Annotated in this window: 17 protein-coding genes; 2 read left to right on the forward strand and 15 right to left on the reverse strand. The window is 54.7% G+C overall.

Annotated features, from left to right (window positions below; all coding sequences use genetic code 11):
* Positions 1-253 precede the first annotated feature (253 nt).
* Complete coding sequence (locus tag JMJ97_RS08745) at positions 254-2,578, reverse strand: hypothetical protein (protein WP_260699966.1); 2,325 nt, start codon at positions 2,576-2,578, stop codon at positions 254-256.
* Positions 2,579-3,536: 958 nt separating this feature from the next.
* Between JMJ97_RS08745 and JMJ97_RS08750 the strand changes: the two genes are divergently transcribed.
* Complete coding sequence (locus JMJ97_RS08750) at positions 3,537-3,767, forward strand: hypothetical protein (protein ID WP_260699967.1); 231 nt, start codon at positions 3,537-3,539, stop codon at positions 3,765-3,767.
* Between the two features lie 63 nt (positions 3,768-3,830).
* On the opposite strand, the gene JMJ97_RS08755 is transcribed toward JMJ97_RS08750, so the two are convergent.
* Positions 3,831-4,472 carry a hypothetical protein gene (locus tag JMJ97_RS08755; RefSeq protein ID WP_260699968.1) on the reverse strand — a complete coding sequence of 214 codons (642 nt, stop codon included), beginning with the start codon at positions 4,470-4,472 and terminating at the stop codon, positions 3,831-3,833.
* A gap of 497 nt (positions 4,473-4,969) precedes the next feature.
* Complete coding sequence (locus tag JMJ97_RS08760; RefSeq protein WP_260699970.1) at positions 4,970-5,797, reverse strand: DUF2971 domain-containing protein; 828 nt, start codon at positions 5,795-5,797, stop codon at positions 4,970-4,972.
* A 986-nt stretch (positions 5,798-6,783) separates the two neighbouring features.
* On the opposite strand from JMJ97_RS08760, the gene JMJ97_RS09695 reads away from it, so the two are divergent.
* Positions 6,784-7,173, forward strand: coding sequence for a transglutaminase domain-containing protein (locus tag JMJ97_RS09695; RefSeq protein WP_422110719.1), 390 nt, complete (start codon positions 6,784-6,786; stop codon positions 7,171-7,173).
* Positions 7,174-7,775: 602 nt separating this feature from the next.
* On the opposite strand, the gene wecB is transcribed toward JMJ97_RS09695, so the two are convergent.
* The 12 genes from wecB to JMJ97_RS08825 all read right to left on the reverse strand — a co-directional run bounded on the left by wecB (position 7,776) and on the right by JMJ97_RS08825 (position 20,663).
* A complete protein-coding gene (wecB, locus tag JMJ97_RS08770) occupies positions 7,776-8,873 on the reverse strand; it encodes a non-hydrolyzing UDP-N-acetylglucosamine 2-epimerase (RefSeq protein ID WP_338404623.1) in 1,098 nt (365 codons plus the stop codon).
* Between the two features lies 1 nt (position 8,874).
* Positions 8,875-10,347: a sugar nucleotide-binding protein gene (locus tag JMJ97_RS08775; RefSeq protein ID WP_260699973.1), complete on the reverse strand. Its 1,473-nt coding sequence runs from the start codon at positions 10,345-10,347 to the stop codon at positions 8,875-8,877.
* A gap of 114 nt (positions 10,348-10,461) precedes the next feature.
* Positions 10,462-11,484 carry a dTDP-glucose 4,6-dehydratase gene (gene rfbB / locus JMJ97_RS08780; protein WP_260699974.1) on the reverse strand — a complete coding sequence of 341 codons (1,023 nt, stop codon included), beginning with the start codon at positions 11,482-11,484 and terminating at the stop codon, positions 10,462-10,464.
* Positions 11,485-11,508: 24 nt separating this feature from the next.
* The gene (gene rfbA / locus JMJ97_RS08785) at positions 11,509-12,408 is read right to left on the reverse strand and encodes a glucose-1-phosphate thymidylyltransferase RfbA (protein WP_260699976.1); all 900 of its coding nucleotides are present in this window, start codon (positions 12,406-12,408) and stop codon (positions 11,509-11,511) included.
* Between the two features lie 42 nt (positions 12,409-12,450).
* Entirely contained in the window at positions 12,451-13,035 is a 585-nt protein-coding gene (locus tag JMJ97_RS08790) for an LbetaH domain-containing protein (protein ID WP_260699977.1), read from the reverse strand.
* A gap of 41 nt (positions 13,036-13,076) precedes the next feature.
* Positions 13,077-14,294 (reverse strand): Coenzyme F420 hydrogenase/dehydrogenase, beta subunit C-terminal domain, encoded by a 1,218-nt coding sequence (locus tag JMJ97_RS08795; protein ID WP_260699978.1) that lies wholly within the window; start codon positions 14,292-14,294, stop codon positions 13,077-13,079.
* Entirely contained in the window at positions 14,287-14,919 is a 633-nt protein-coding gene (locus JMJ97_RS09700) for a CatB-related O-acetyltransferase (RefSeq protein ID WP_422110720.1), read from the reverse strand. Before JMJ97_RS09700 ends, JMJ97_RS08795 begins: the two co-directional genes overlap by 8 nt.
* A gap of 30 nt (positions 14,920-14,949) precedes the next feature.
* The gene (locus tag JMJ97_RS08805; RefSeq protein ID WP_260699979.1) at positions 14,950-16,485 is read right to left on the reverse strand and encodes a lipopolysaccharide biosynthesis protein; all 1,536 of its coding nucleotides are present in this window, start codon (positions 16,483-16,485) and stop codon (positions 14,950-14,952) included.
* Between the two features lie 21 nt (positions 16,486-16,506).
* Complete coding sequence (locus tag JMJ97_RS08810) at positions 16,507-17,712, reverse strand: polysaccharide pyruvyl transferase family protein (RefSeq protein ID WP_260699980.1); 1,206 nt, start codon at positions 17,710-17,712, stop codon at positions 16,507-16,509.
* The gene (locus tag JMJ97_RS08815) at positions 17,705-19,036 is read right to left on the reverse strand and encodes an O-antigen ligase family protein (protein ID WP_260699981.1); all 1,332 of its coding nucleotides are present in this window, start codon (positions 19,034-19,036) and stop codon (positions 17,705-17,707) included. Before JMJ97_RS08815 ends, JMJ97_RS08810 begins: the two co-directional genes overlap by 8 nt.
* Positions 19,024-19,980 carry a glycosyltransferase family 2 protein gene (locus JMJ97_RS08820; RefSeq protein ID WP_260699982.1) on the reverse strand — a complete coding sequence of 319 codons (957 nt, stop codon included), beginning with the start codon at positions 19,978-19,980 and terminating at the stop codon, positions 19,024-19,026. The genes JMJ97_RS08815 and JMJ97_RS08820 overlap by 13 nt, the downstream gene beginning before the upstream one ends.
* Complete coding sequence (locus JMJ97_RS08825) at positions 19,977-20,663, reverse strand: glycosyltransferase family protein (RefSeq protein ID WP_260699983.1); 687 nt, start codon at positions 20,661-20,663, stop codon at positions 19,977-19,979. Before JMJ97_RS08825 ends, JMJ97_RS08820 begins: the two co-directional genes overlap by 4 nt.
* Positions 20,664-20,938 lie beyond the last annotated feature (275 nt).

The raw sequence follows: 20,938 nt of genomic DNA on the forward strand, positions 1-20,938 counted from the left end.
GACGAAAGAAATGCCTGTGAGCAGCACCAGAAATTAGGTGTAAATCGTTTTGCCAATCGGTGAAAGGAGGGGTCTTCAATATAGGTCAGCTGCCAGTAAGGCCCATAATCCACCTCGTAACATCATACGGCCGCATTAATCTTCACTCTCGGGGGGGGGGTAATTACCGTTCAAAAGTAATCGGAATCCTCAGACAGTTCTTGAGTTTTTTGAGAGAAGAATGTATTGCATTAAAAGCTGTCAATTCAAAAAATCATCGACCGTGACATACGATCTCCTCATGGTCCTCGCTGTTAACCTCATTCTCTACAATTGCTTCAAGCCCCTGCAGCCTTTTTAACATCATATAGGTGCAGATCACGGTAAGTCTGTAGGCGAAAGCGACATCTGCGGAACCTTGGTATTGACGACCATGGATGCAATCGTTTCTGATGTTATATCCGTTAGAAGAGTACATAACTAAGTAGACAAATAGGAACTCTCCGCATCCTTGGATAGTTCCCGTAAGTTCACGAACGCTTCCAATGAGGTCAGCCAAGACGCCTGATACTTCCCTAAGCTTGTAAAAGGAATCCCTATTTGCTTGGAAGGGAACAATGGAAAACATCTCTCCTATGTTTCTAATAGTATTTTCAAGAATAGGAAATAGCTGCGTAAGATGACCGAGGGTCGGCCTGTTGCCAGGATTGGGCAAAAGCTCGTATTGACTTGGAGCAAGTGTAACCACCTTGTCATAAACGGGCTCTATGACGACCATGCTGCAAACCAACTGGATATTCTTGTTTGGCTTTTCAAAGAAACCGTCAAGCATAACTTGCTCACTAAGATGATTGATGAAGCGATAAGAACGCTCCTTGTAAACCCGTTCGACTTCATCTGCAATCATTTTATCGATCGAGCGCGCATCATCTTCTATTATTACGTGAACGTGATTGGGATAGAATTCACTGACTGTTGTCTTGCCAAAAAGGTAAACAATTAACTTCTTAGACATGTCCTCTAAGCTGGATGAAATTGAATCATCGGAAAGCTGCAATAAAGATTGTGCAAATCCGTGGGGCGATTCTAGGAACTGCTTATTTAGCATTTTGATTTTCGTGTTCGGAATGGAGAATTCTCGCGTAAAACAATGCATTCCTGATACAACTTGACTGTAGTATTTATCTTGCCAAGCATGTCTAAGAGCAATAATTACTTTCTTAACCCAATTGTTATTCACTCTAGGGTTGCTCATAACATCTAATAAAAACATCATTGCAGAATAGAACAGCTCAGCAGTTTCAACATCGCTATGCCCTGTGTGCTTATAGAATAAGTCGAGTGCGTACGCCGCATCCTGCTGATTGCAGTACTTAGCGCTTAGAGGGTTTTCAAATAGGGCTATCAGGTCGTGTGTAGTATTGACTTTCTTTAAGTTTTCGGCAAAGAAAGCTTGGCATTTCGTTTTAAATAGACGTTTTTGCTCCTTTGTCATCGGAATTGAATGTTCCGACATATAGCGAAGATCGTTGTAATCGGTGCGGCCTTTTAGAAGCTCATTCATTCTTCGGAAATAAGCTGTCTGAGCCTCTTTGCAAAATATCGATTCCCTCTTTAGCTGAGTGACAAGATCAATTGCTGTGCACTGAAGACGGTACAACGGTTCGCTATTTTCTACTATTCGCTTGGCGTTGTTTGTGGCTAGTTCGACTAAAATGCTTTGGCTACGGGTCGAAGGAATCTTATTCCATTTCGCAAATTCTATAGACTCAAGTAAGCATATCGCACGATCATCTTCAAAGATATCCTTTGCTTTTAGGAACATGCCTTCTGTCCATACAGAGCTATATGACGATTCTTCACCTTCACCAAGGCCAATCAATGGAGTCAGTTTTCCATTTTGGTAAGAACTCCTAAAAGCATCGCAAAGAAGAGCCTCCTGCCATGTTTGAAATAGCTCCCGATCAACGTCTTTAAAACTGAGGAAATCAGCATCAAAGTTGTCATCCATCAGTTTAATAACGCTATCGCATTTGATTGGTACATCGACGCACTTAAGATTGCGCCGAAGCGTTTCGGCAACTAGTTCAATTCCCGATAAATTGATTCTCCCGGTTAAGTATTCAAGTTTTGACCATTCATCGTTTAGCGCAGTAAGGTCATACAGCTGGTGGAGATTTGAATAAAAAATGGGACGGGTATCAATAAGGGCATTTCTGCCAGTCAATTTATTGAAAAGGAAAGTTGCATAGGACGCTACGCCAAGCATGCCGAAAAACCCAACATGTTCATCAAAATCTTCTGGCTTGGTCATTCCACTTCTGAGGAGGACGCAATCGTACAACTTTACCAACCACATTGATGAAATATCTGGTTTGAAATCGCCAACCAAATCGACGACGGTAGCAAGAAAAGCAAAGGGTTCATGAAGCGATGCCAATACGCCTATAAATTCATTTACTGAAGTGATTTCTTTGGGTGCAGAGAAGCGTTCTTCAGTGCATTCAATTAGCCACTGCCAATTTGATGATTTGTTTATCCGTTCTTCGGTAAACCTAACCTTGATATCATGCTCGTAATAGCCAATCCCCTTCGCCATTTTCATGTCCTCTTTCACATTCGCTTGTTTGTACCAATTGTCATGCTAAACATATGGAATAGATAGTGCATTACAAGCAATATTTGCTTCTAGTTACAAACGTACTGATGCTTCAACTACGAAAATTAGCGCAATAATTGAAATCGCCCCCTAGGGAACTAATATTGTCCCCAGGGATCGATTAATTCGTTATTTTTGACTTTATAACAGTTTAGATAACAGGTGATGAGTCGGGGACCGCAAGGCCCCCGAATACTATGTCCTTCCGAGCCAAACAGTGAATTTGCCCGAGTGCCAACCCGGATCTTTGTTTGGCGACAATCCCTCCGGGTGGGCGTTCAGGCGGATGGGACAGATCCATATGGGAAAGGCAAACCCCTTCGGGGCGCTCGTGGCAGGCCTCCCCGCCGACGAGTTCCTGCTGCACTGAGAAGCCGTCGACGAGACTCGTCGCTGCGGCGGGAGGCTCACCTCCCTCACGAGCGCCATCCTTGAGCACTGCCGAAAGGTGCTCCCTGTCTGGGTCACTTTCATTAGACTCATGCGCCCCATCGTCCCCGTGAGTGCGCGGCGAGCTGTGCGGCGTCAGCCACAAGACGGACTTCGAGCGGCGGCGCCGCGCGCTCGCCACGGTAACCGGCTACCAGGACCGGTTTGTACTGTGCGACACCTTCTGGATTGACGAGACCCACATCAACGACACAGACCCCTCCAAGGGTTACAAACAGGTGCATAAGCGTGGTCTATCCCGACAAAGGCCGTGCGTCTGAGTCGCCTTCGATGTCCATAAGAACCCCGTCGCGGTCGTCCTCGGCCACGGGAAGCCCAGCTCGGCGCGCGTAAGGAAGGCCATGGGCAGCAGAATGTTGCCCGGGTCGCTGCCCATCCACGACCTTAAGAAGGCGCACAACGCGTTGGTCAGGGACGGCGGGCTCGAGAGCGAGGCATACTGGCCGACGTGAACGACCCGGTCTACCTGGAGCGGATAGAAATGGCGAACGACCTGTGTTCTTGGCTCAAGCGCTACCTTTGGCGCTTCACGGGGATGTCGCCGCGGAACCTGCAGGCCTACCTCGACTGGTACGTCTACCTCTTTAGGGTCAACCAGGCCAGGGACAGATGGGACCGGACCGAAAGGGTGGTGCGCCATATCCTGATGGCCGACGCGACTTACCGCAGCTTGGGGTAGGTGCGGTAAGTCGCGTTATCTGAACCGTTGCATTACTAATCATCCCGTAATTCATCAATTCGCTCAGCGCCATATAGGGCCTGCTAGTTGTATTTGCCGCTGAATTGCACCCCGCTTGATTTGCTGACATAGAGTCTTGTATGAAGCGGCAAGAGCGCTTTCTTTCTCAAAGAGATCTTTCCGTTTATCGGGCTCATGTAACTTTTCAGAAGCCTGTACAAGCGTCCATTGATATTCCTTTGCACTCTGACTCATCTTATTCAATAAAATCTGATACTGATACATTGAAAACAAAAGGGATTGATAAGCTTCTATGAATTCGGCTATTGCGTCTCCACTCTTTCCTTTGAAGCAAAATTTTGCCTCCATAGCGAGCGTTCTCATTTCATCAAGCTTTAAATGCAATTTAAGTTGAGAGCCGGCATCTAACACATGATTTATTGAGGCTGAAATTGATTGCAAGTACGTGGTGTTAGTTAGCCAAACAAATAGCCGGTCGATAGCCAGTTGTGGTTCGTCGTTATGCTCCAAGTTCTTCGCGTTTTTTGCGTAAACGCTCATGAGTTTATCGACGGTTATCCATATATTTAAACGTCGATTGAATAGAGACTGTTTATTGCTGAGACGAGCTTGGTAACAAGAAATGAGCAACGCGATGATTGCCACAATCGCTGAGATGTATTCAGGTAGATTCGTTAGGTCCATTGTCTCCTCCGCTACTAAAAATCAATTTACAATGCCATGATTATCGCTCCGCATTCATGATTCTCTGATTCGGCTCCAGATTGAGTTCAGACCAATGCTGAGGGAGCTGAGGTACGGCAACGTCGACCGTCCTCTGTACCCAGTTCAAGAAGAAGGACTGGCACCCGAGGCTCGTCGGCGGGGTCCACGCGGACGCAACCATAGACAGGATCGCGCGCAAAGCGGTCTGGGCTGACATGGGCGAGGCAAACATGCGGCAGCGCCGCGGGGCGAACCGTTAGCAATAATCAGCAGCACTCAAGCGAGCAAATACTCAGTTTTCCGAAAGCCCCCCTACAGCAGATAGGTACTTATCAGTAAGTACTACTGAAGCAACCCAAAGCACGATCTGACTTTTACGCATTGCATGAGAAGAAAGGGGCTAGAAGAGTATCGGCTCCCCCACCATGAATTCGCAGACACCACATGGGAACCTCCGGCATCATATTGCTGCCTATTTAAGCCATCTCAATCGAGCTTTCTGCAACCTCAATGCCGGGCGCGTATTTCTGCACCAACGCATCCAAAATTATTCGGTTCCCCGGCGTCATCTTTGGGGAAACGACGATCTTCATCGAAGAAAATGCTTCGTCTGAGATAATCAAATCGTAAAAGGAAGGAATTTCGGGATCGCATCTATCAAGTATGACCTCAGTGGCCCTCTTAACTGCCTCAACATCACCCTTGATTACAGAGGCGATGCCCACAGGAACTGCCGTTAAAACATATCGCCATTCGTTCTGGTATGACCAGGCGGTAGCTTTATGAATCCCAAGTGTGTTTAAATCGGCTTCTATCCAGCCGTTTTCGCAGTTACGGATCAACTTTGGAAACAGAAGCGACTTATCGTTCGTATACTGGACTTCATGAAGCATCTCAACGCTTCGGGCCATTTCTTTAAAATGATATTTTTTATCCCAAAAGTCTTCGAGCGGCAATTGAAGTCCATCAAACTTGCCACCAGGAGTATTCAAAACTGCGTCACTAGATAGCTTACTTAGGCTCTCGGTAGACACAGAGTAGCGCTTAAACGGATAGCTCTTCATCTGGATTCTTACTCCACATTCAGCTCCAGCATACTCGCGCCACATGGGGATGCTCTCCTCATCAGAAGAGGTCCAACAACTGACGAGCTTCATTTTTCCAAGATTTTGAGAGTCCGCTGAACGCTGTTCTTGTGGGTCATCAACCTTATCTAACCGGCTGAACCTGATAGTCCGATTATGCAGAATCAAGGCCAGCGTATCTAGGCTTGCATAATGATAGAGAACGGCGGGTGCTTCCATGTTTGGCTCCAAACTATAACAATGAGTCCATATCATTGTTCATCAATATTTATAGACATGATTACAAAAAATCAATCAGTTCCAAACTGTCCCAAGTATCCCTCCCCCCTCCCCAACTCTGTCCAAAAAGTTCGCTGTTGTTGATTGGCGTTACCGTAAAAATAACCCTACTTACATATACACGGAGTGTTGGCCTGGCGCCGCCTCCGGGCCTTGGCGCCCACCTTATCGAGAAGCACCGCTATGAAACGAGTCTTTTACCGCTCGCTCTGCGCAGTTCTTTGCGTATCTATGCTTAGTGCAGCAATACCTGTAAGGGTTATAGCGGAAGAAGAACGGCGGCAAGAAAACACCATGGAGCAGTCTGAGACTGGCGCAGCGGACAATTTGGGCGGCAGCATGACAGGCGACATCGATACAAGCGAGATCGGCAATGAGTCCATCAAAAATGATTCAGATCTCGCGAATCCAATTGCACCTCAGGTGGAACCTCGGGTTTCCCTAGCTTCCGACATGTCGACCGATTCGGAACAAGCCACAAAGGCCGCAATAAGTGGATATCAGTACAGCGATAGCGCCACCAGCGGCAGTGTCACCCTCACCGTCGAATGGAACGATCCAGTACTTGGACAGCCAACGACCTTCCACGTAAGCGCAACAGGTGGCAGTGGCAGCTATCTCTTTCGCATGGATGCGCCTTCGTACTCTAACTCCAACGAGTACGCCTATGAGTCGGTCGCCGATCCAAGCCGCGGGGAGTGGACAAAGTACACCGACGCGTGCGTTAGCCACGGCTTTACGTTCACAACGACGGCTACCGGATCGTATAACTTCCGCTTTTACCTCATGGACAAGGCGCCGGGCGTTTACTACTTGCGCACCAACTCGTATATCCAGGTTGCAGATGATGCGTATCCCGCGTTGCGAGCATTGTCAATAAAGCAGTGTCACAAGCCAAGCAAGAGACAGATGATTCTGAATACGAAATGGCTCTCTATCTTCACGACTGGCTTCTCGATCAGCTTGAGTACGACAACTCGCTCACGTGGTCCTCGGCTGAAAGTGCTCTTACGAGGGGGCTTGGGACGTGTCAAGCCTATGAATCAGCGTATGCGAAACTACTTTCTGCCGCAGGCATAGAAAACACGGAAACCCGCGATACCTATGATGGGCATACGTGGAATGCGGTTAAACTCGATGACGAAAGGTATCAAGTTGACTGCACTTGGGATGACACGTCTGATAATTATTACGGAAATCTAGACCAACGCCATCTTTACATCTGTCTTACTGACGAGCGCATGGTAATTGCACATCCAGGGCACGATAAGATATATTCAGCTGATGGTTATGCTGCGCGTTCTACCAGTCTTTAAGATAACTACTTTGTACGTAACGGTAAGACAGATAAAGGGGCTGCTAAGTATTTCAACCGTATCCAAAAGCACTTGGACGCAAAAGAGTTTGGGTTCACGATATACGCTTACAGCCAAAGCTTTCCTTCCAGTATTAACGGCATCCAAAACGGCGTCATCACCTATGCGATGAATCAGCGGAAATGGAACGCAAATAAGAACATGGTTGATCACGCTGTAGAATCAGTCGTTTCGGCTCAGTCAAATGGTAAATGGTCTTCTAAGTACATATGCAAAACCGTCTACCCAGAGATGTTCGCCGTCGAATATTTCGACGCGGGCTCCGCCCCCCCCGCAGACCACGACCGAGGTGAAGTTCGGCGAGGCTAGGGGGACCGCCACGGTCTCCGAGCTCGGGTTCGGGTCCGGGCGCGACGTGCTGCCCGGCGCGTCCACATCCTGCTCGGGGACGGCGTCAGGCTCGACGCGGCTGCCCGCACGGGCGTGGCGAGGCTCTACGCTCAGTACGACTAATCATCTTCGTTAAAAATAACGGGGGCTTTTGGAGGAACAGAACCTCCAAAAGCCCCCGTTTACGAAAACAGATGTTACCGGGAAATAGTTTACTTCAGCACGTCCGCAATCCGCTTGCTCGCATGCCCGTCTCCGTAGGGGTTCGAAGCATGGCTCATCGCCTCGTACTCGGACTGATCGGAGAGCAGGCGGCTGAACTCGCGGTAGATGACGTCCTCCTCGGTGCCGACGAGCTTTAACGTGCCGGCGGCAACGCCCTCGGGGCGCTCGGTGGTGTCGCGCATGACGAGCACCGGCTTGCCCAGGCTCGGGGCCTCCTCCTGGATGCCGCCCGAGTCGGTGAGGATGAGGTGGCTCGCGGCCATGAAGTTGTGGAAGTCGAGAACCTCGAGCGGGTCGATGATGTGCAGACGGTCGAAGCCGTCGAGCTCCTCGTGGGCTGCCTTGCGGACGAGCGGGTTCATGTGGATAGGGTAGATCGCCTTGGTGTCCGGATGCTCCTCCATCACGCGGCGGATGGCGCGGAACATGCGGTGCATGGGCTCGCCCAGGTTCTCGCGGCGGTGCGCCGTGATGAGGATGAGGCGCGAACCCTCCGCCCAGTCGAGCTCGGGGTGGGAGTAGCCCTCGCGCACGGTGGTGCGCAGGGCGTCTATGCCGGTGTTGCCGGTAACCCAGATCTTGGACTCGGGCTTGCCCTCGGCGAGGAGGTTCTTCTTGCTGGCCTCCGTGGGGGCGAAATAGTACTCGCTCACGATGTCTACCGCCTGGCGGTTGAACTCCTCGGGCCAGGGGCTGTAGATGTCGTGCGTGCGCAGGCCGGCCTCGACGTGCCCCACAGGGATCTGCAGGTAGAAGCATGCGAGTGCGGCGGCGAAGCTGGTCGTGGTGTCGCCGTGAACCAGGACCACGTCGGGCCTCTCGTCCTCGAGGACGACCTTAAGCTTGAGCAGCACGTCGCACGTCACGTCGAACAGCGTCTGGCCCGGCTTCATGATCGCCAGGTCGTGGTCGGGCGTAACGCCGAAGACGCGCAGCACCTGGTCGAGCATCTCGCGGTGCTGGCCGGTCACGGTCACGACGGTCTCGAACTCATCCTTGTGCGCCTTCAGCTCGTTGACGAGCGGGCACATCTTGATTGCCTCCGGACGGGTGCCGAAGACGAGCATTACCTTTTTATTAGACAATTTAGGCCTCCGTACTTAAGATCATATTCTTTAGGTACTCCCCCAGCTCTTCCTCCCAGTCGGGCATATGGAAGCCGACGGACTCGAGCCTGGACAGGTCGAGCGCGGAGTGGACCGGGCGCGGGGCGATGGGGCCCTCGGCGCTCGCGTAGTAGTCGGCGGTCGATACCGGCACGACCCTGTCCCCGTTGCCGTTGGCGGCCTCGAAGACGGCGCGGGCGATATCGGCCCAGCTCTTCACGGCGCCGGAGCCGGTGCAGTCGTAGGTGCCGTAGGGGGCGTGCGTCCCCAGCACGTGGAAGATGGCCCCGGCCATGTCGCGCGTGAAGGTCAGGCGGCCCAGCTGGTCGTCGACGACCGTGACCTGCGCGAGCCCGTCCTCGGGGTCTGCGACGCGGTCGGACAGCGCCCTCATGGTCCTGACGAAGTTGCGGCCCTCGCCGATGACCCAGCTGGAGCGCATGATGTAGTGGCGCGGGCAGCCCGCCACGGCGATGTCGCCGGCGGCCTTGGTCTGGCCGTAGACGGACAGCGGGCTGAGGGGCTCCTCCTCGTCGTGCACCTCGGCGGTGCCGTCGAAGACGTAGTCGGAGGACACGTGGACGAGCGTGATGCCGTGCCCGGCGCAGGTGCGGGCGAGAAGCGCCGGCCCGGCCGCGTTGGCCTTCCAGGCGGTCGCGCGGCCCTCGGCGGTCTCCGCCCTATCCACGGCGGTGTAGGCGCCGCAGTTGATCACGGTGCCGTAGAGCGACCAGTCGTACTGTGTGTAGGCGTCCGGGTCTGACATGTCGAAGGTGTCGATGTCGCAGAAGTCGAAGTCCTTGGCGACGCCGCGCTCCTCCGCCAGCCTGCGCACAGCATGGCCCAGCTGGCCGTTGCAGCCGGTGACGAGCGTCCTCTTGGGCGCCATCGGGACGACGTCCTTGAGCATCGGGTGGTTGAGGTCGGCCTCGGAGACGGTGGCCTCCGCAAGCGGGATCGGCCACTCGATGGCGAGCTCGGGGTCGGCGAGGTTCACGAAGGTGTAGGTCCTCTTGAGCTCGAGGGACCAGTGGGCGTCCACCAGGTAGGTGTAGGCGGTGCCGTCCTCCAGGGCCTGGAAGGAGTTGCCCACGCCGCGCGGGACGTAGATGGCCTTCGACGGGTCGAGCACGGTCGTGTAGACCTTCCCGTAGGTGGCGCTGCCCTCCCGCAGGTCCACCCAGGCGCCGAAGACCGAGCCGCGGGCCACGGAGATGAACTTGTCCCAGGGCTCGGCGTGGATGCCGCGGGTGACGCCCTTCTTGTCGTTGTAGGAGATGTTGTTCTGGACGACCTTTAGGTCCGGGATGCCCAGGGCGGTCATCTTGGCGCGCTGCCAGTTCTCCTTGAACCAGCCGCGCGAGTCGCCGTGGACGGCGAGGTCGACGACCTTCAGGCCCCCGATGCCGGTCTCGGTGACGGAGAGGTCCTTCTCGAATGCGATGTCTGCCATGTGGGAAAAGCTCCTATCGACGATACGGTGGTTGCGGGCGCCCCGGGCGGGCCGCAGGATCATCCCCATGCCCTGCGGTCCGCCCGGGGCGCCCCGTAAGGGCGCTCGGGCGGCCTACTGGCCCTGGGCCCTGTACCTGGCCTCGGTGGCCTCCTTGGCGGGGCGCCACCAGGACTCGTTGGCCACGTACCAGTCGATCGTCTGCCTGAGCCCCCCGGCGAAGTCGGTGTGGGCCGGCCTCCAGCCCAGCTCGCGCTGGAGCTTCGTCGAGTCGATGGCGTAGCGGCGGTCGTGGCCGGGGCGGTCGGCGACCCAGTCGAAGTCCTCGGGGTCGCGTCCCATCGCCTCCAGGATCATGCGCAGCACGGTGATGTTGTTCTTCTCGCCGTCGGCGCCGATGAGGTAGGTCTCCCCCATGCGGCCCTTCGTGAGGATGTCCCAGACGGCCGAGGAGTGGTCCTCGGTGTGGATCCAGTCGCGGACGTTCTCGCCGCGGCCGTAGAGCTTGGGGCGGACGCCGTCGACGATGTTCGTGATCTGCCTGGGGATGAACTTCTCCACGTGCTGGAAAGGGCCGTAATTGTTGGAGCAGTTGGAGATCGTGGTGCGCAGGCCGTAGGTGCGGGTCCATGCGCGGACCAGCATGTCAGAGGACGCCTTGGTGCTCGAGTACGGGGAGCTCGGCTTATACGGCGTCTCCTCGGTAAACTTGGCCGGGTCGTCGAGCGCCAGGTCGCCGTAGACCTCGTCGGTGGAGACGTGGTGGTAGCGGACGCCGTACTTGCGGACGGCCTCCAGCAGGCGGAAGGTGCCCTCGACGTTCGTGCGCAGGAAGGGCTCGGGGTCGGCTATGGAGTTGTCGTTGTGGGACTCCGCGGCGTAGTGCACGATCGCATCGTGGCCCGGGACGATGCGATCGTGCAGCCCCGCGTCGCAGATGTCGCCCACGACGAGCTCCACGCGGTCCGCCGGCAACCCGGCGATGTTCTCGGGGTTGCCGGCGTAGGTCAGCTTGTCCAGGACGGTGACGTGCACGCCGGGGTGGTTGTTCACGACGTAGTGCACGAAGTTGCTGCCGATGAAGCCGCAGCCGCCCGTGACGATGATGTTCCTGGGCTCGAAGAGCTCTTCAGACATATTTGTATCTCCCATTGGATCGGATTAGTACTCGCGCGGGCTGTTGACGATCTCGCCGGCGGCGACCTTCTTCAGGTGCTGCCCGTAGACCGACTTGCCGTAGGCCTTGGCGGCCTCCTCGAGCTCGGCGGTGGTGATCCAGCCGTTCTCCCAGGCGATCTCCTCGGGTACCGAGACGGGCAGGTCCTGTGAGTGCTCCACGGCGCGGACGAACTCCGCGGCCTCGTGCAGGCTCTCCATGGTGCCGGTGTCCAGCCACGCGTAGCCGCGGCCCAGGGTGACCACGGAGAGCGTCCCCTCCTCCAGGTACATCTGGTTGAGCGTGGTGATCTCCAGCTCGCCGCGGGCCGACGGCTCGACCTCATGCGCCTTGGCGGCCACGTCGCCCGGGTAGAAGTACAGGCCGGTGACGGCGTAGGAGCTCTTGGGCTCCGCTGGCTTCTCCTCGATGGAGACGGCACGCCCCTCCCCGTCGAACTCCACGACGCCGAAGCGCTCGGGGTCGTCCACGTGGTAGCCGAAGACCGTGGCGCGGCCCGACTCGGCGTTCTGGACGGCGCGCGTCAGGTGGCGCGACAGGCCGTTGCCGTAGAAGATGTTGTCGCCGAGCACCAGCGCGCACGGCTCGCCGGCGATGAACCCCTCGCCGATGGTGAAGGCCTGCGCCAGGCCGTCGGGGCTCGGCTGCTCGGCGTAGGAGAGGTTCACGCCGTAGCGCGAGCCGTCCCCGAGCAGGCGCTCGAAGTTGGGGAGGTCGGTCGGCGTGGAGATGACCAGTATGTCCCGGATGCCCGCCAGCATGAGGGTGGACAGCGGGTAGTAGATCATGGGCTTGTCGTAGACCGGCAGCAGCTGCTTGGAGGTCACGAGCGTGAGCGGGTACAGGCGTGTGCCGGACCCGCCGGCGAGGATGATGCCTTTCATGTTAAGCTCCTAGATACACATTTCTGGCTTCAAGAGCCAGACTCAAATAGCTTGTGCTCTCGATTTACACCAATGCGTGAAGCAGGAACGCCCCCCCCATATTTCTTCCGAAGGTATGTCCTTTGTCACGACGCCGTTAGCACCGACGATGCAGTTGTCACCGAGCCTCACGCCACCGATGACCTTCGCGCCGGCAGCGATGCGAACGCCGTTGCCCAGTACAGGAGCCTTGTCATAATTCCAACCGATTGTTACCTGCTGGTTCACCCAGAGATCTGAACCGATGCTCTTGGCAGAGATAATCGTCGCGAAACCATGTTCTACGAACATACGTGGTCCGATGTCCTCGGTGCTAATGTGCAGGGTCGGCTCGAGTGGCCAAAGAACCCTAAACAGGCCGCGAGCGACAAACGAAGTCCTTTGCTGCCTGAGGCGCATGTCGAAGACGTTTCTGAACTCGCGCCACTCCGACAAGAGATATGTCATCCGTGCAAAACTTCCAACCGTAGCAGGGAGTTTCCTGATGCGCCACCAGCAGTCCACATCCTCCCAGAGATACCCGCCGCGGCCCGCGACACCCAGTGCTGCGATTCCGCGCCAAGCGTTCGTTGCGATCTTGATGCTCATTCTATTCATGAAGTTCTCGCCTCCGGTGCTTTTCGTCTAGCCTACGGTACGGAAATCTTGCCTTTAACGATTCGCCCTAGAAGGCCCTTCGCATACATGAGTCTTTCTTTAAGCGGGAAGGCTTTGGAATATCGCCCGAGCTCCGCCATGTCTGCTGTTACGGTCTTGCGGCCTGTGAGGCGCAGGATCTTCAGATTCGCGGCGAGCGTAGTCTTGCGCTCGAACTGCCGCGCCTGGATTCCGCGCAAGTAATCCCAGTCGTGAAACTCCTCGAGCTGAAGCAGTCCGGCGGCATCCATTGCCCGCAGCATCTCCTGCCCCTTTTTTGTCCGCCCGAAAACGACATTTCTCCCTTCATGCTCGGAGAAATCTGGTTTTCCGCTGGGAAGGCGGTACCAAGCGTCTCCTGCAGACACGTCGGCATACTCCCCTAGCCCATCGAAGCAGAAGCGGCAATAGCCTTCCAGATCGCGGCCGAGAATCTTCCCCCAGGAATCGTCGTAGGTCATGCTGGCCTCTCCGCCCCCTTCGAAGCTCTCAGTGGCGTAGCCTGGCCAGCCATTACCGCGATAGCGGAAAGAAGACAACTTCTTCCCCTCAGGATTAAGCTGTCCATCAAGGCGCTTGACAGAATTCTTGCTCGGAAGGCCGGCGCAGAAGAATGAGAATAGATAGGGGAACGTATCGGCATAGCGCTCATCGGAATCCACGAGGTTACGAAGAGCACGTATGTCGCAGGGTTTACCTACGGCCGCGAACCTCCGGCCGGACGAAACGGCCTCAGAAATTCTCGAAAGCGCAGGGCAGGAAACGTAGCGTGATCCCGAGCACGCCTTAACCCCTTCCGCAGTTTCATTAAAGCGAACCTCAGAGAAAAGCGGGTCGTTAGGGTCAGGTCCAACCTGCATGACCGCGTCCACAAGCCCCGCATCCAACAGATAGCACAGGCAGGTGGTTATGACGCCGCCAGAACAGGCGTTGCGGCGCACATCGGGGTCGTTAGACCAGCCCAAGAAGGAGCAGAGCGTCTCGCCCCAAGGGTTTTCGTCATACTTTATGGGTAAGGTCGCCACAGGGCAATATTTATTGCAGTTCTCGTCGACGGCATCTGTTGGCGGACGGAAGAAACCACGGGAGTCCTCCACCATCTGAAGCCCGACCATGCTTGCGCAGGCACCGCAACCCAAGCATAGGGCTCGAATCTGTTCAAGCCCCAGCCCGGCGGATTTCGGCTGCGTCTTGTCCACGTTGTTAGTCATTTCGCCTTCCGTCCATGATGGCCTGCGCGAATGCGGCCGGGTCGTGCATCAAATCGTAGAAGTCCATTAGTTCATTGGGCTCGAGTTCCCACCAGCGCGATTTCTCAAGCGCGTCACAGGTATCCTTGTCGAACCTCATGCGCAGCACCCGCGCGGGGTTACCGACGACAATCGAATAAGGTTCCACATCATGCGTGACAATGGACCCCCCCCCGACCACAGAGCCATTTCCGATTCGAGAGCATCCGGGCATGATAAGTGCTCCGTTTCCAATCCAGACATCGTTTCCGATCTCGAGCGACGCCCTCAATACGTCATCGACGTCGAGGCCAGCAAAGGCACGATTGTAGAAGTAAGGGGACATCACGGCGCGCTCAATGGGGTGCGAGGCGCCAAAGTAACTGACCCTCTGTGCAATAGAGCAATAGCGGCCCACGGAGACCGATGCCCCGCCGACGTTAAACGTAGCGTCGAAGCAACTCCCGTAGGTGTGCATCCCCACCTTGACGCGATAGTTCTCCCATGTTCGGCGGCGAGCAAGAATCGAGGTCTTCTGACCGCCTTCTGAGGCCACGTCTCTCCTGTACAGTCTCTCTCCTACCAGGGGCAGCGAGTACTTGTCCATCACTGAATAGACTCCAATCAAATCAGATGATTATCTGATGACAATGCGCCTCGCGAAGCCTCGCAGTACACCGAATCCATTTGTTTTGAACGACAGCAAGCAGAACGCGACGCAGTAGACAATGCCGATGGCTACGCAACTCACGGCAAAGCCGAGCCAGCTGCCGACAGGAATGACACTCAATACGGCCCAGCAGGCGACACCCGCCGCCGCAACGATCGCAGTATATTTCAGATAGTTCCCGTAGTAAGCGAGCACGCTCTTTCCGAACACTCGCCTGTAGATAATCAATGGGTCTACAATCTCGTAGGTGAGCATGCGAGCGATGATTGTCGCCAGAAAGATGCCGGGCAGACCGATCCACATCCCTAGAGCCACATCCAAACCGATGTTGAGGACCGAGGCAATGACTGGGATATACTTGCCGTATACGAATAGCCCAGCTGTGTTGCGATACACAAAGCAAGCGTGGTGCATGTTGTTCACGTAGAAAGCTCCTACGATCGCCGCGACCGAGGTAATGTCGAGCACGTAGTCCGTGCCGACCCACAACCTGATGAAATCATTCGAGAGCAGTAGAAGCCCGACGGCTGAAAGGCCGAAAAACCAAGCGCTAGCACAAAGCAAGCCGTCAAAGATAGCCTCTTTACGCTCTTTGCCCTCCGAAGCGTTGACGTTTCCAACACTCGCGGTGATGGAGCTCACGACTTGCGAGCCAAGGGATGTGAAAAGATCGACGAGAAGCTTATAGTTGCTGTAGAAACCGACAGTAACCACATTGATGATTGCGGAGATAAAGATGCTATCCGTGCCGCCGAGGACGGTAGACCCCAACTTGTAGACAACAAGCGACTTGACGTTGGCAACGATCTCATTGCGCTCTTCGACAGAGAGCGGTTTGACAGTCTTTTCCAACAGGAAGGGGTACATCTTGTCAGCTTTGTGAGCGAGGAAGGCGTTTGTTCCGATAGTGCAGGCGACGGTTATGGCCATGAAAAGCACGTAGTTGCCCGTCAGGAGAAGAATGGCTACCTGAACGGCGACCTGAACGGCATGGAAGCCTTCTTGCGCGATAAGAACGATGTAATTCTTTTGGTCAGCCACAATAAGCGATGTCTTGTACACAAAGAAGTAAGAGACAGCAGTGTTAAAGACGTACATAAGGAAAATCGTGTAGAGCAACGAGTCGTCCACCGCCACGTCTCCCACAAGCATCTTCAGGAACGGGAGCAAACATAGGCCGAGAACGCCGATAAGCAAGCCGATTCCCTTGTACGCTTTAGCATAGAGGCGCATGAGGGAGCCGAGCTTCACGTTGTCACGCTCCGCCAGTGGCTTGTACAGACTATAGACAAACGCGTTTCCAATACCCAGCTCGGCGAACGAGAGCATTGTGAGGATTTCAGTGAAGAGGCTGTTGATGCCGAGCAGCTCCTTGCCGAGAACCCAGATAAAAGCGGTGCGCGACAAAAAACCCAGCAAATTCTTGACAAGTTGAGTCAAAAGCGTGACGGCGGTGTTCCTCACAACGTATTGGCTTCTACTAACTTCTTTCGTCTCAGACATCTACTATCCAAACAACGTACGTTAACGGTTCAGGAGGCCGCCCAAGCAGGCGGTAAGGGCGTCCCGCGCAACATTCAGTTTTTCATCGGCGGTAGCGCGGGCTCGCGCGGCTTCGGAAGCAAGCACTTCGCGCGATCGAGCGGCGTCGAGAACTGCGGAGACGGCTTCGTCGGTCGTGCACGACGCGAGGTCAACGACGTGCTTGTAGCCCACGCCGCCGAACAGCCCTTCGAACTTCCTACTGTAGGCGACGGGAACCACGGCGGTTCCGGAAGAAAGCGCGGCGATGGTGGCGTGCATTCTCGAACCGATCAGAAGGTCCATCTGGCAGATAAGGTTCTTGGCATCGACAGGGGTGTCCGCCAAAGCATGAGCAATGACGCTCGGATAGCGTTCGGAGAGAACGCGGTTCACAGCTATGTCCGCGCCCACATGGGGTACCAAGTGTACTTCGCAGCCGTTTTCTAGCAGCCCCTCGATAACGCGATGGACAAACACTCGGTAATCGACCCTTAACTCAAAGGCCTTCACTGTGTTCTCAAGGGAGTCATCGTAGAGAAGCCCAGAGGCGTTAAGCGCCACACGAGGCGCATCAGTATGAGGAAGCTTCAAAGCTTCTGCGTCGAACGGCAGGCCGAAAGCCAGGTCGGTCGACACGGACGCGGTCTTGCCGCAGACCTCCTCGAAGCACTGGGCCGAAAGCTCGTCGCGCGCCACGGCCAGCGCGGCCGCGCTGAAGACGCGCTTGGCGAGTGCTCGCCCCTCGCCAGATTTGAAGGGTCCGAACGTCTGTGGCCCCAGGATAAGGGGCGTGCCGCATCTGACGGCGTAGTCCATGGGCTCGGCATAGCGCTCCAGGCGCTCCATGCCGTAGATATCCGAAAAGCTATCGCCGGCAGTCAGGTCGAAGAGCGCAAAGGAGCTTTTTATGCGCGAGCGCATGGCTCGGTTCTCCAGGCAGTGCCTAACCTTAGCCTTAATACTCATCGAAGAGCCCATCGGGATCACCTCTACGGAGGAAGCAGAGATGCCAAGCCTGTCGCACATGAGCCTGCGGGAGCGCTCGCACTCCTCTTTGTCGTAAGAAAGCTCGAGAATCGTATAGCTGAAATTCGTGTCCCATCGAGTCGCGACCTCGTTAAGAATCTTTACCGCAGAGTACGTCAAGGCTACACAGCCCAGATTGTCCGAGTTAAGCACGGCACCGGATAAAACGATGTTAGGCATCGTGAACCGCCTTTCGTCTCTCTTCGATTTGAAAATTCAATAGCTCGAATAAGGCCAACGCGATAACGACCCTGATTCCAAGAGCCGGCGAATAGCAGCAAAGCGTGGCGCTCGTAAAGAGCAGGTATATGATCATTGTTAGCATCAGAGCCCTCTCAAGGCCGCCAACATCTCCTCTGGTGTTTCGGTAAACAGAAATCATCCTCCAGAAGAAAATAAGGTAGAGAACAACGAAGAGAAGTCCCCATTGCGCTGCTAAGCCCACTATTCCGACATCGCTTATATAGGCGGTTCCGTTACCATGGAGGAGCGACGAAGTTGAAGGAAGAGAGCCGAAGCCAAGTAGCGGGTACCTCAAGAACATTTCAAAGTAGTAGGAATATGCATACGCTCTGATAGAGGCGCTGCCGGAATAGACGGTATCCGTCGAGCTGAAAGAGGCAATGAAACTCTCAAAAAAACCCATGCAAAACATTAGGACAACGAGCAGGATGACAAGAAGCTTTTTGATACCCTTGGATAGCCTGCCGCTCTCAGCGCATATAACTGTGCCGAGCAGCAGGGAACCGATAAGCGCGATATCCTCCATCCTGGTTTGGTAAACGACGACAATGGCCAGGATAAGAAGCACGGTACAAACGATGTAAGGCAATCTATTGCGCTTTTCTTTACTCAAAAATACGGCGGAGATGGCCGCATATATCGTCGCGAAGGTCATCAAACCGCCAGGAGGACTGAACCTGATACCGAAGTCACGAATAGAAACGTCAGCTCCGCTTGTGTTGGTCATGGCGCTGAAAAGTATCCCACCGGTTACAGAATAGAAAAAACTCTGCAAAAGCATGGCGACGGCGCAAACCGTAGCAATTACCGTTAACCAATCCATCATTTTTCGATAGGAACCGTCAACAACCATCTGAACTAGAAGAGGAAGAGCAAGGATGAAAAACGCCACTTCAGAGGCCTTGATTGAGGCACTGAAGGGGCTACCCATAATCTTCATGGAGTAGACGACCTCAACAGCACATACAGTTAATAGGCAAAGGAGGTAAATAAGTAAGAAGCAGTCGAGTTTCTTCAAGACGAGATCTTTATAGCGAACGAAATACAGGGCAAAAACAACAAAAGCTGCTACGCACACAAGCTCCTTGTCCCAGTTTGTTGAAGTCCACTTTCCAAAAAATCCAGGCAAGGAGACAACGCAGGCTAAGCGCGCGTCCAGTACAAATGAAAGCAAAAGCAAAAACCTGAGAATGCCCGAGGATTCGTATCCGCTATTTTTCGTAATCGATTCGTCCGGAAAAAGACGGTTTACTTCCCGCATATCCTCACCATCCCACGATAAGGCTCACGAACGACGTCACGTATGCCATCGATTAGAAAGCAGATACGCTTAGCAGAACCATCATGGCGAACGAAGGACTTTGCCACGAAATAGAGTGCGTTGTACACGAAGCAAATGAAACACTGCAGCTTGGAGGCGTTGCGTGACTCGAAGCGCATGGTGTTGCGCGTAAGCAAGTAGCCCGAAAGACCCCCAACCTTATGGATGGAGGCAGAACCCTTGTGCACGATTGAGGCATCGGCGCAACAAACTACCGTGCGCCCCATACGTTTGGCGCGCAGGCACCACTCGGTCTCTTCAAAGAACAGGAAGTAGCACTCGGGGATAAGTCCGAGCTTCTCCACGTCGCAGGCGCGAAGCATGATACAGGCGCCGCCGATGTAATCACAGACAAACGCGCCAGAGAGGGTCTCTCGGGGCACGCCGCCTGAGCGGACGGAGACGTCGCCGGTCCACAAATTGATGCTCGCCCCGGCGGACTGCACGGTGCGCCCCGTGCAGTCACTCTCCAAAAGCACCGGACCCACGAAGGCGCAGTCTTTATCGGAGTCAAGGTAGTCGGCAAGCTTAGCCAACTCGACGGGATCGACAATCGTATCATTGTTAAGCACGCAGACATGCGTACAATCGCAGGCAAGTGCGCGCCTAATGCCGACGTTGTTTCCACCCGCATAGCCAAAGTTGCCGCCCGACTGGATAAGCTCACAGTAGTCGCGGGCAGCCAAGGTCTCGCTGCGCTCCAAGCGCTCAAAGGAACCGTCCGTGGAGGCGTTGTCAATAACGAAGAGTTTAATGCCGCGAGCGGCTACGGGAAAGCACTCAACGCAGGAAAGCGTATCGTCAGCCCCGTTGAAATTTAATATGACGAAGCCTAGGAGCCGCTCACCGCTTTCAGCAAGGCCACAATCTTGTTCCAATGTCATCTAAACCCCATATCGAACACCACAGGCTCCAAGAACTTCCTCATGGCGTTCCGCTTCTTCTCAAGGTCGAAGTACCCGTCAAAGAATCCGTGGTACTCGTCCAATATTTCGTCCGCGGCAATCCCGCGGCTCTCCATGTCGCAAATCGCCCTGACCATGTCGTCGTCGGAGCAACAGATTGCGTACTCAAGTCCAGTCGAGGCTTCGGCGAAGCCCTCCACGCAACTGCTCACAACGGGTATGACGCCGTTAGCCATGTAGGTGGAAATCTTCGTCGGAGTGGCAACGCGGTTCACAGCAATGTCGTCACGGATAACAAAACCATACTTCGCTCGTGAAAGAGCAGCCGGAAGTTCATCCTGTTTCTTGCTGGCGACGGTTACGTTGGATAGGCCGTACTCCGTGACGAGCTCGTTTGCCTGATCAGTATCCCATGTATAGAACAGCAGCTCTGCATCGGGAATCCTCACCTGGATGTCGGCGAATAGCTCGAGCATACCGTCAATGCACTGGTACTTCGACAGACCGCCCGCATAGGTGAAGACAGGGTGCCCGTACTTACCCGGGGACAAGAAGGATTCAGGGTGCAGCACCTCGTTGCAACACGGTGCAACGAACGTTTTCGACGCAAGATCGACACGGTATTTCCCCTCGAAATGACGGCGCATGGCGTCGGAAACCATGAACACGCGCCTCGCATGCCTAAGTGCGGTCTTCTCGCAAACGCTAAGAGCAAATCGGCGCGCCTTGCTGCCGAACCGTAGATAGTCCTCCTCGGGCGCAATCCCCTGAGCCCAATAAACTAAGTGCTTGCAACCTCTGGCAACTAGGAGTGCCGCTGACTTTGCCTCAGAGACAAAATACAGATCTCGTTTAGGGTCTCCACTATGTATGCAGTCAGGGACATATCGAACGTTAGCCCCTATGTCAGAAAACGTCTCTCCGATTGACTGGATAT

Source organism: Collinsella aerofaciens, assembly GCF_025289055.1.
Classification (GTDB): domain Bacteria; phylum Actinomycetota; class Coriobacteriia; order Coriobacteriales; family Coriobacteriaceae; genus Collinsella.

Bases quoted from the DNA above. Each gene is read 5' to 3' on its own strand.
- JMJ97_RS08755 (WP_260699968.1), bottom strand. From the start codon at position 4,472: ATGGACCTAACGAATCTACCTGAATACATCTCAGCGATTGTGGCAATC.
- JMJ97_RS08805 (WP_260699979.1), bottom strand. From the start codon at position 16,485: ATGTCTGAGACGAAAGAAGTTAGTAGAAGCCAATACGTTGTGAGGAAC.
- JMJ97_RS08760 (WP_260699970.1), bottom strand. From the start codon at position 5,797: ATGGAAGCACCCGCCGTTCTCTATCATTATGCAAGCCTAGATACGCTG.
- JMJ97_RS08820 (WP_260699982.1), bottom strand. From the start codon at position 19,980: ATGACATTGGAACAAGATTGTGGCCTTGCTGAAAGCGGTGAGCGGCTC.
- JMJ97_RS09700 (WP_422110720.1), bottom strand. From the start codon at position 14,919: ATGGACAAGTACTCGCTGCCCCTGGTAGGAGAGAGACTGTACAGGAGA.
- JMJ97_RS08745 (WP_260699966.1), bottom strand. From the start codon at position 2,578: ATGGCGAAGGGGATTGGCTATTACGAGCATGATATCAAGGTTAGGTTT.
- JMJ97_RS08815 (WP_260699981.1), bottom strand. From the start codon at position 19,036: ATGCGGGAAGTAAACCGTCTTTTTCCGGACGAATCGATTACGAAAAAT.
- JMJ97_RS08795 (WP_260699978.1), bottom strand. From the start codon at position 14,294: ATGACTAACAACGTGGACAAGACGCAGCCGAAATCCGCCGGGCTGGGG.
- rfbA (WP_260699976.1), bottom strand. From the start codon at position 12,408: ATGAAAGGCATCATCCTCGCCGGCGGGTCCGGCACACGCCTGTACCCG.
- JMJ97_RS09695 (WP_422110719.1), top strand. From the start codon at position 6,784: ATGGCTCTCTATCTTCACGACTGGCTTCTCGATCAGCTTGAGTACGAC.
- JMJ97_RS08810 (WP_260699980.1), bottom strand. From the start codon at position 17,712: ATGCCTAACATCGTTTTATCCGGTGCCGTGCTTAACTCGGACAATCTG.
- rfbB (WP_260699974.1), bottom strand. From the start codon at position 11,484: ATGTCTGAAGAGCTCTTCGAGCCCAGGAACATCATCGTCACGGGCGGC.
- JMJ97_RS08825 (WP_260699983.1), bottom strand. From the start codon at position 20,663: ATGGTTTCCGACGCCATGCGCCGTCATTTCGAGGGGAAATACCGTGTC.
- JMJ97_RS08775 (WP_260699973.1), bottom strand. From the start codon at position 10,347: ATGGCAGACATCGCATTCGAGAAGGACCTCTCCGTCACCGAGACCGGC.
- JMJ97_RS08790 (WP_260699977.1), bottom strand. From the start codon at position 13,035: ATGAGCATCAAGATCGCAACGAACGCTTGGCGCGGAATCGCAGCACTG.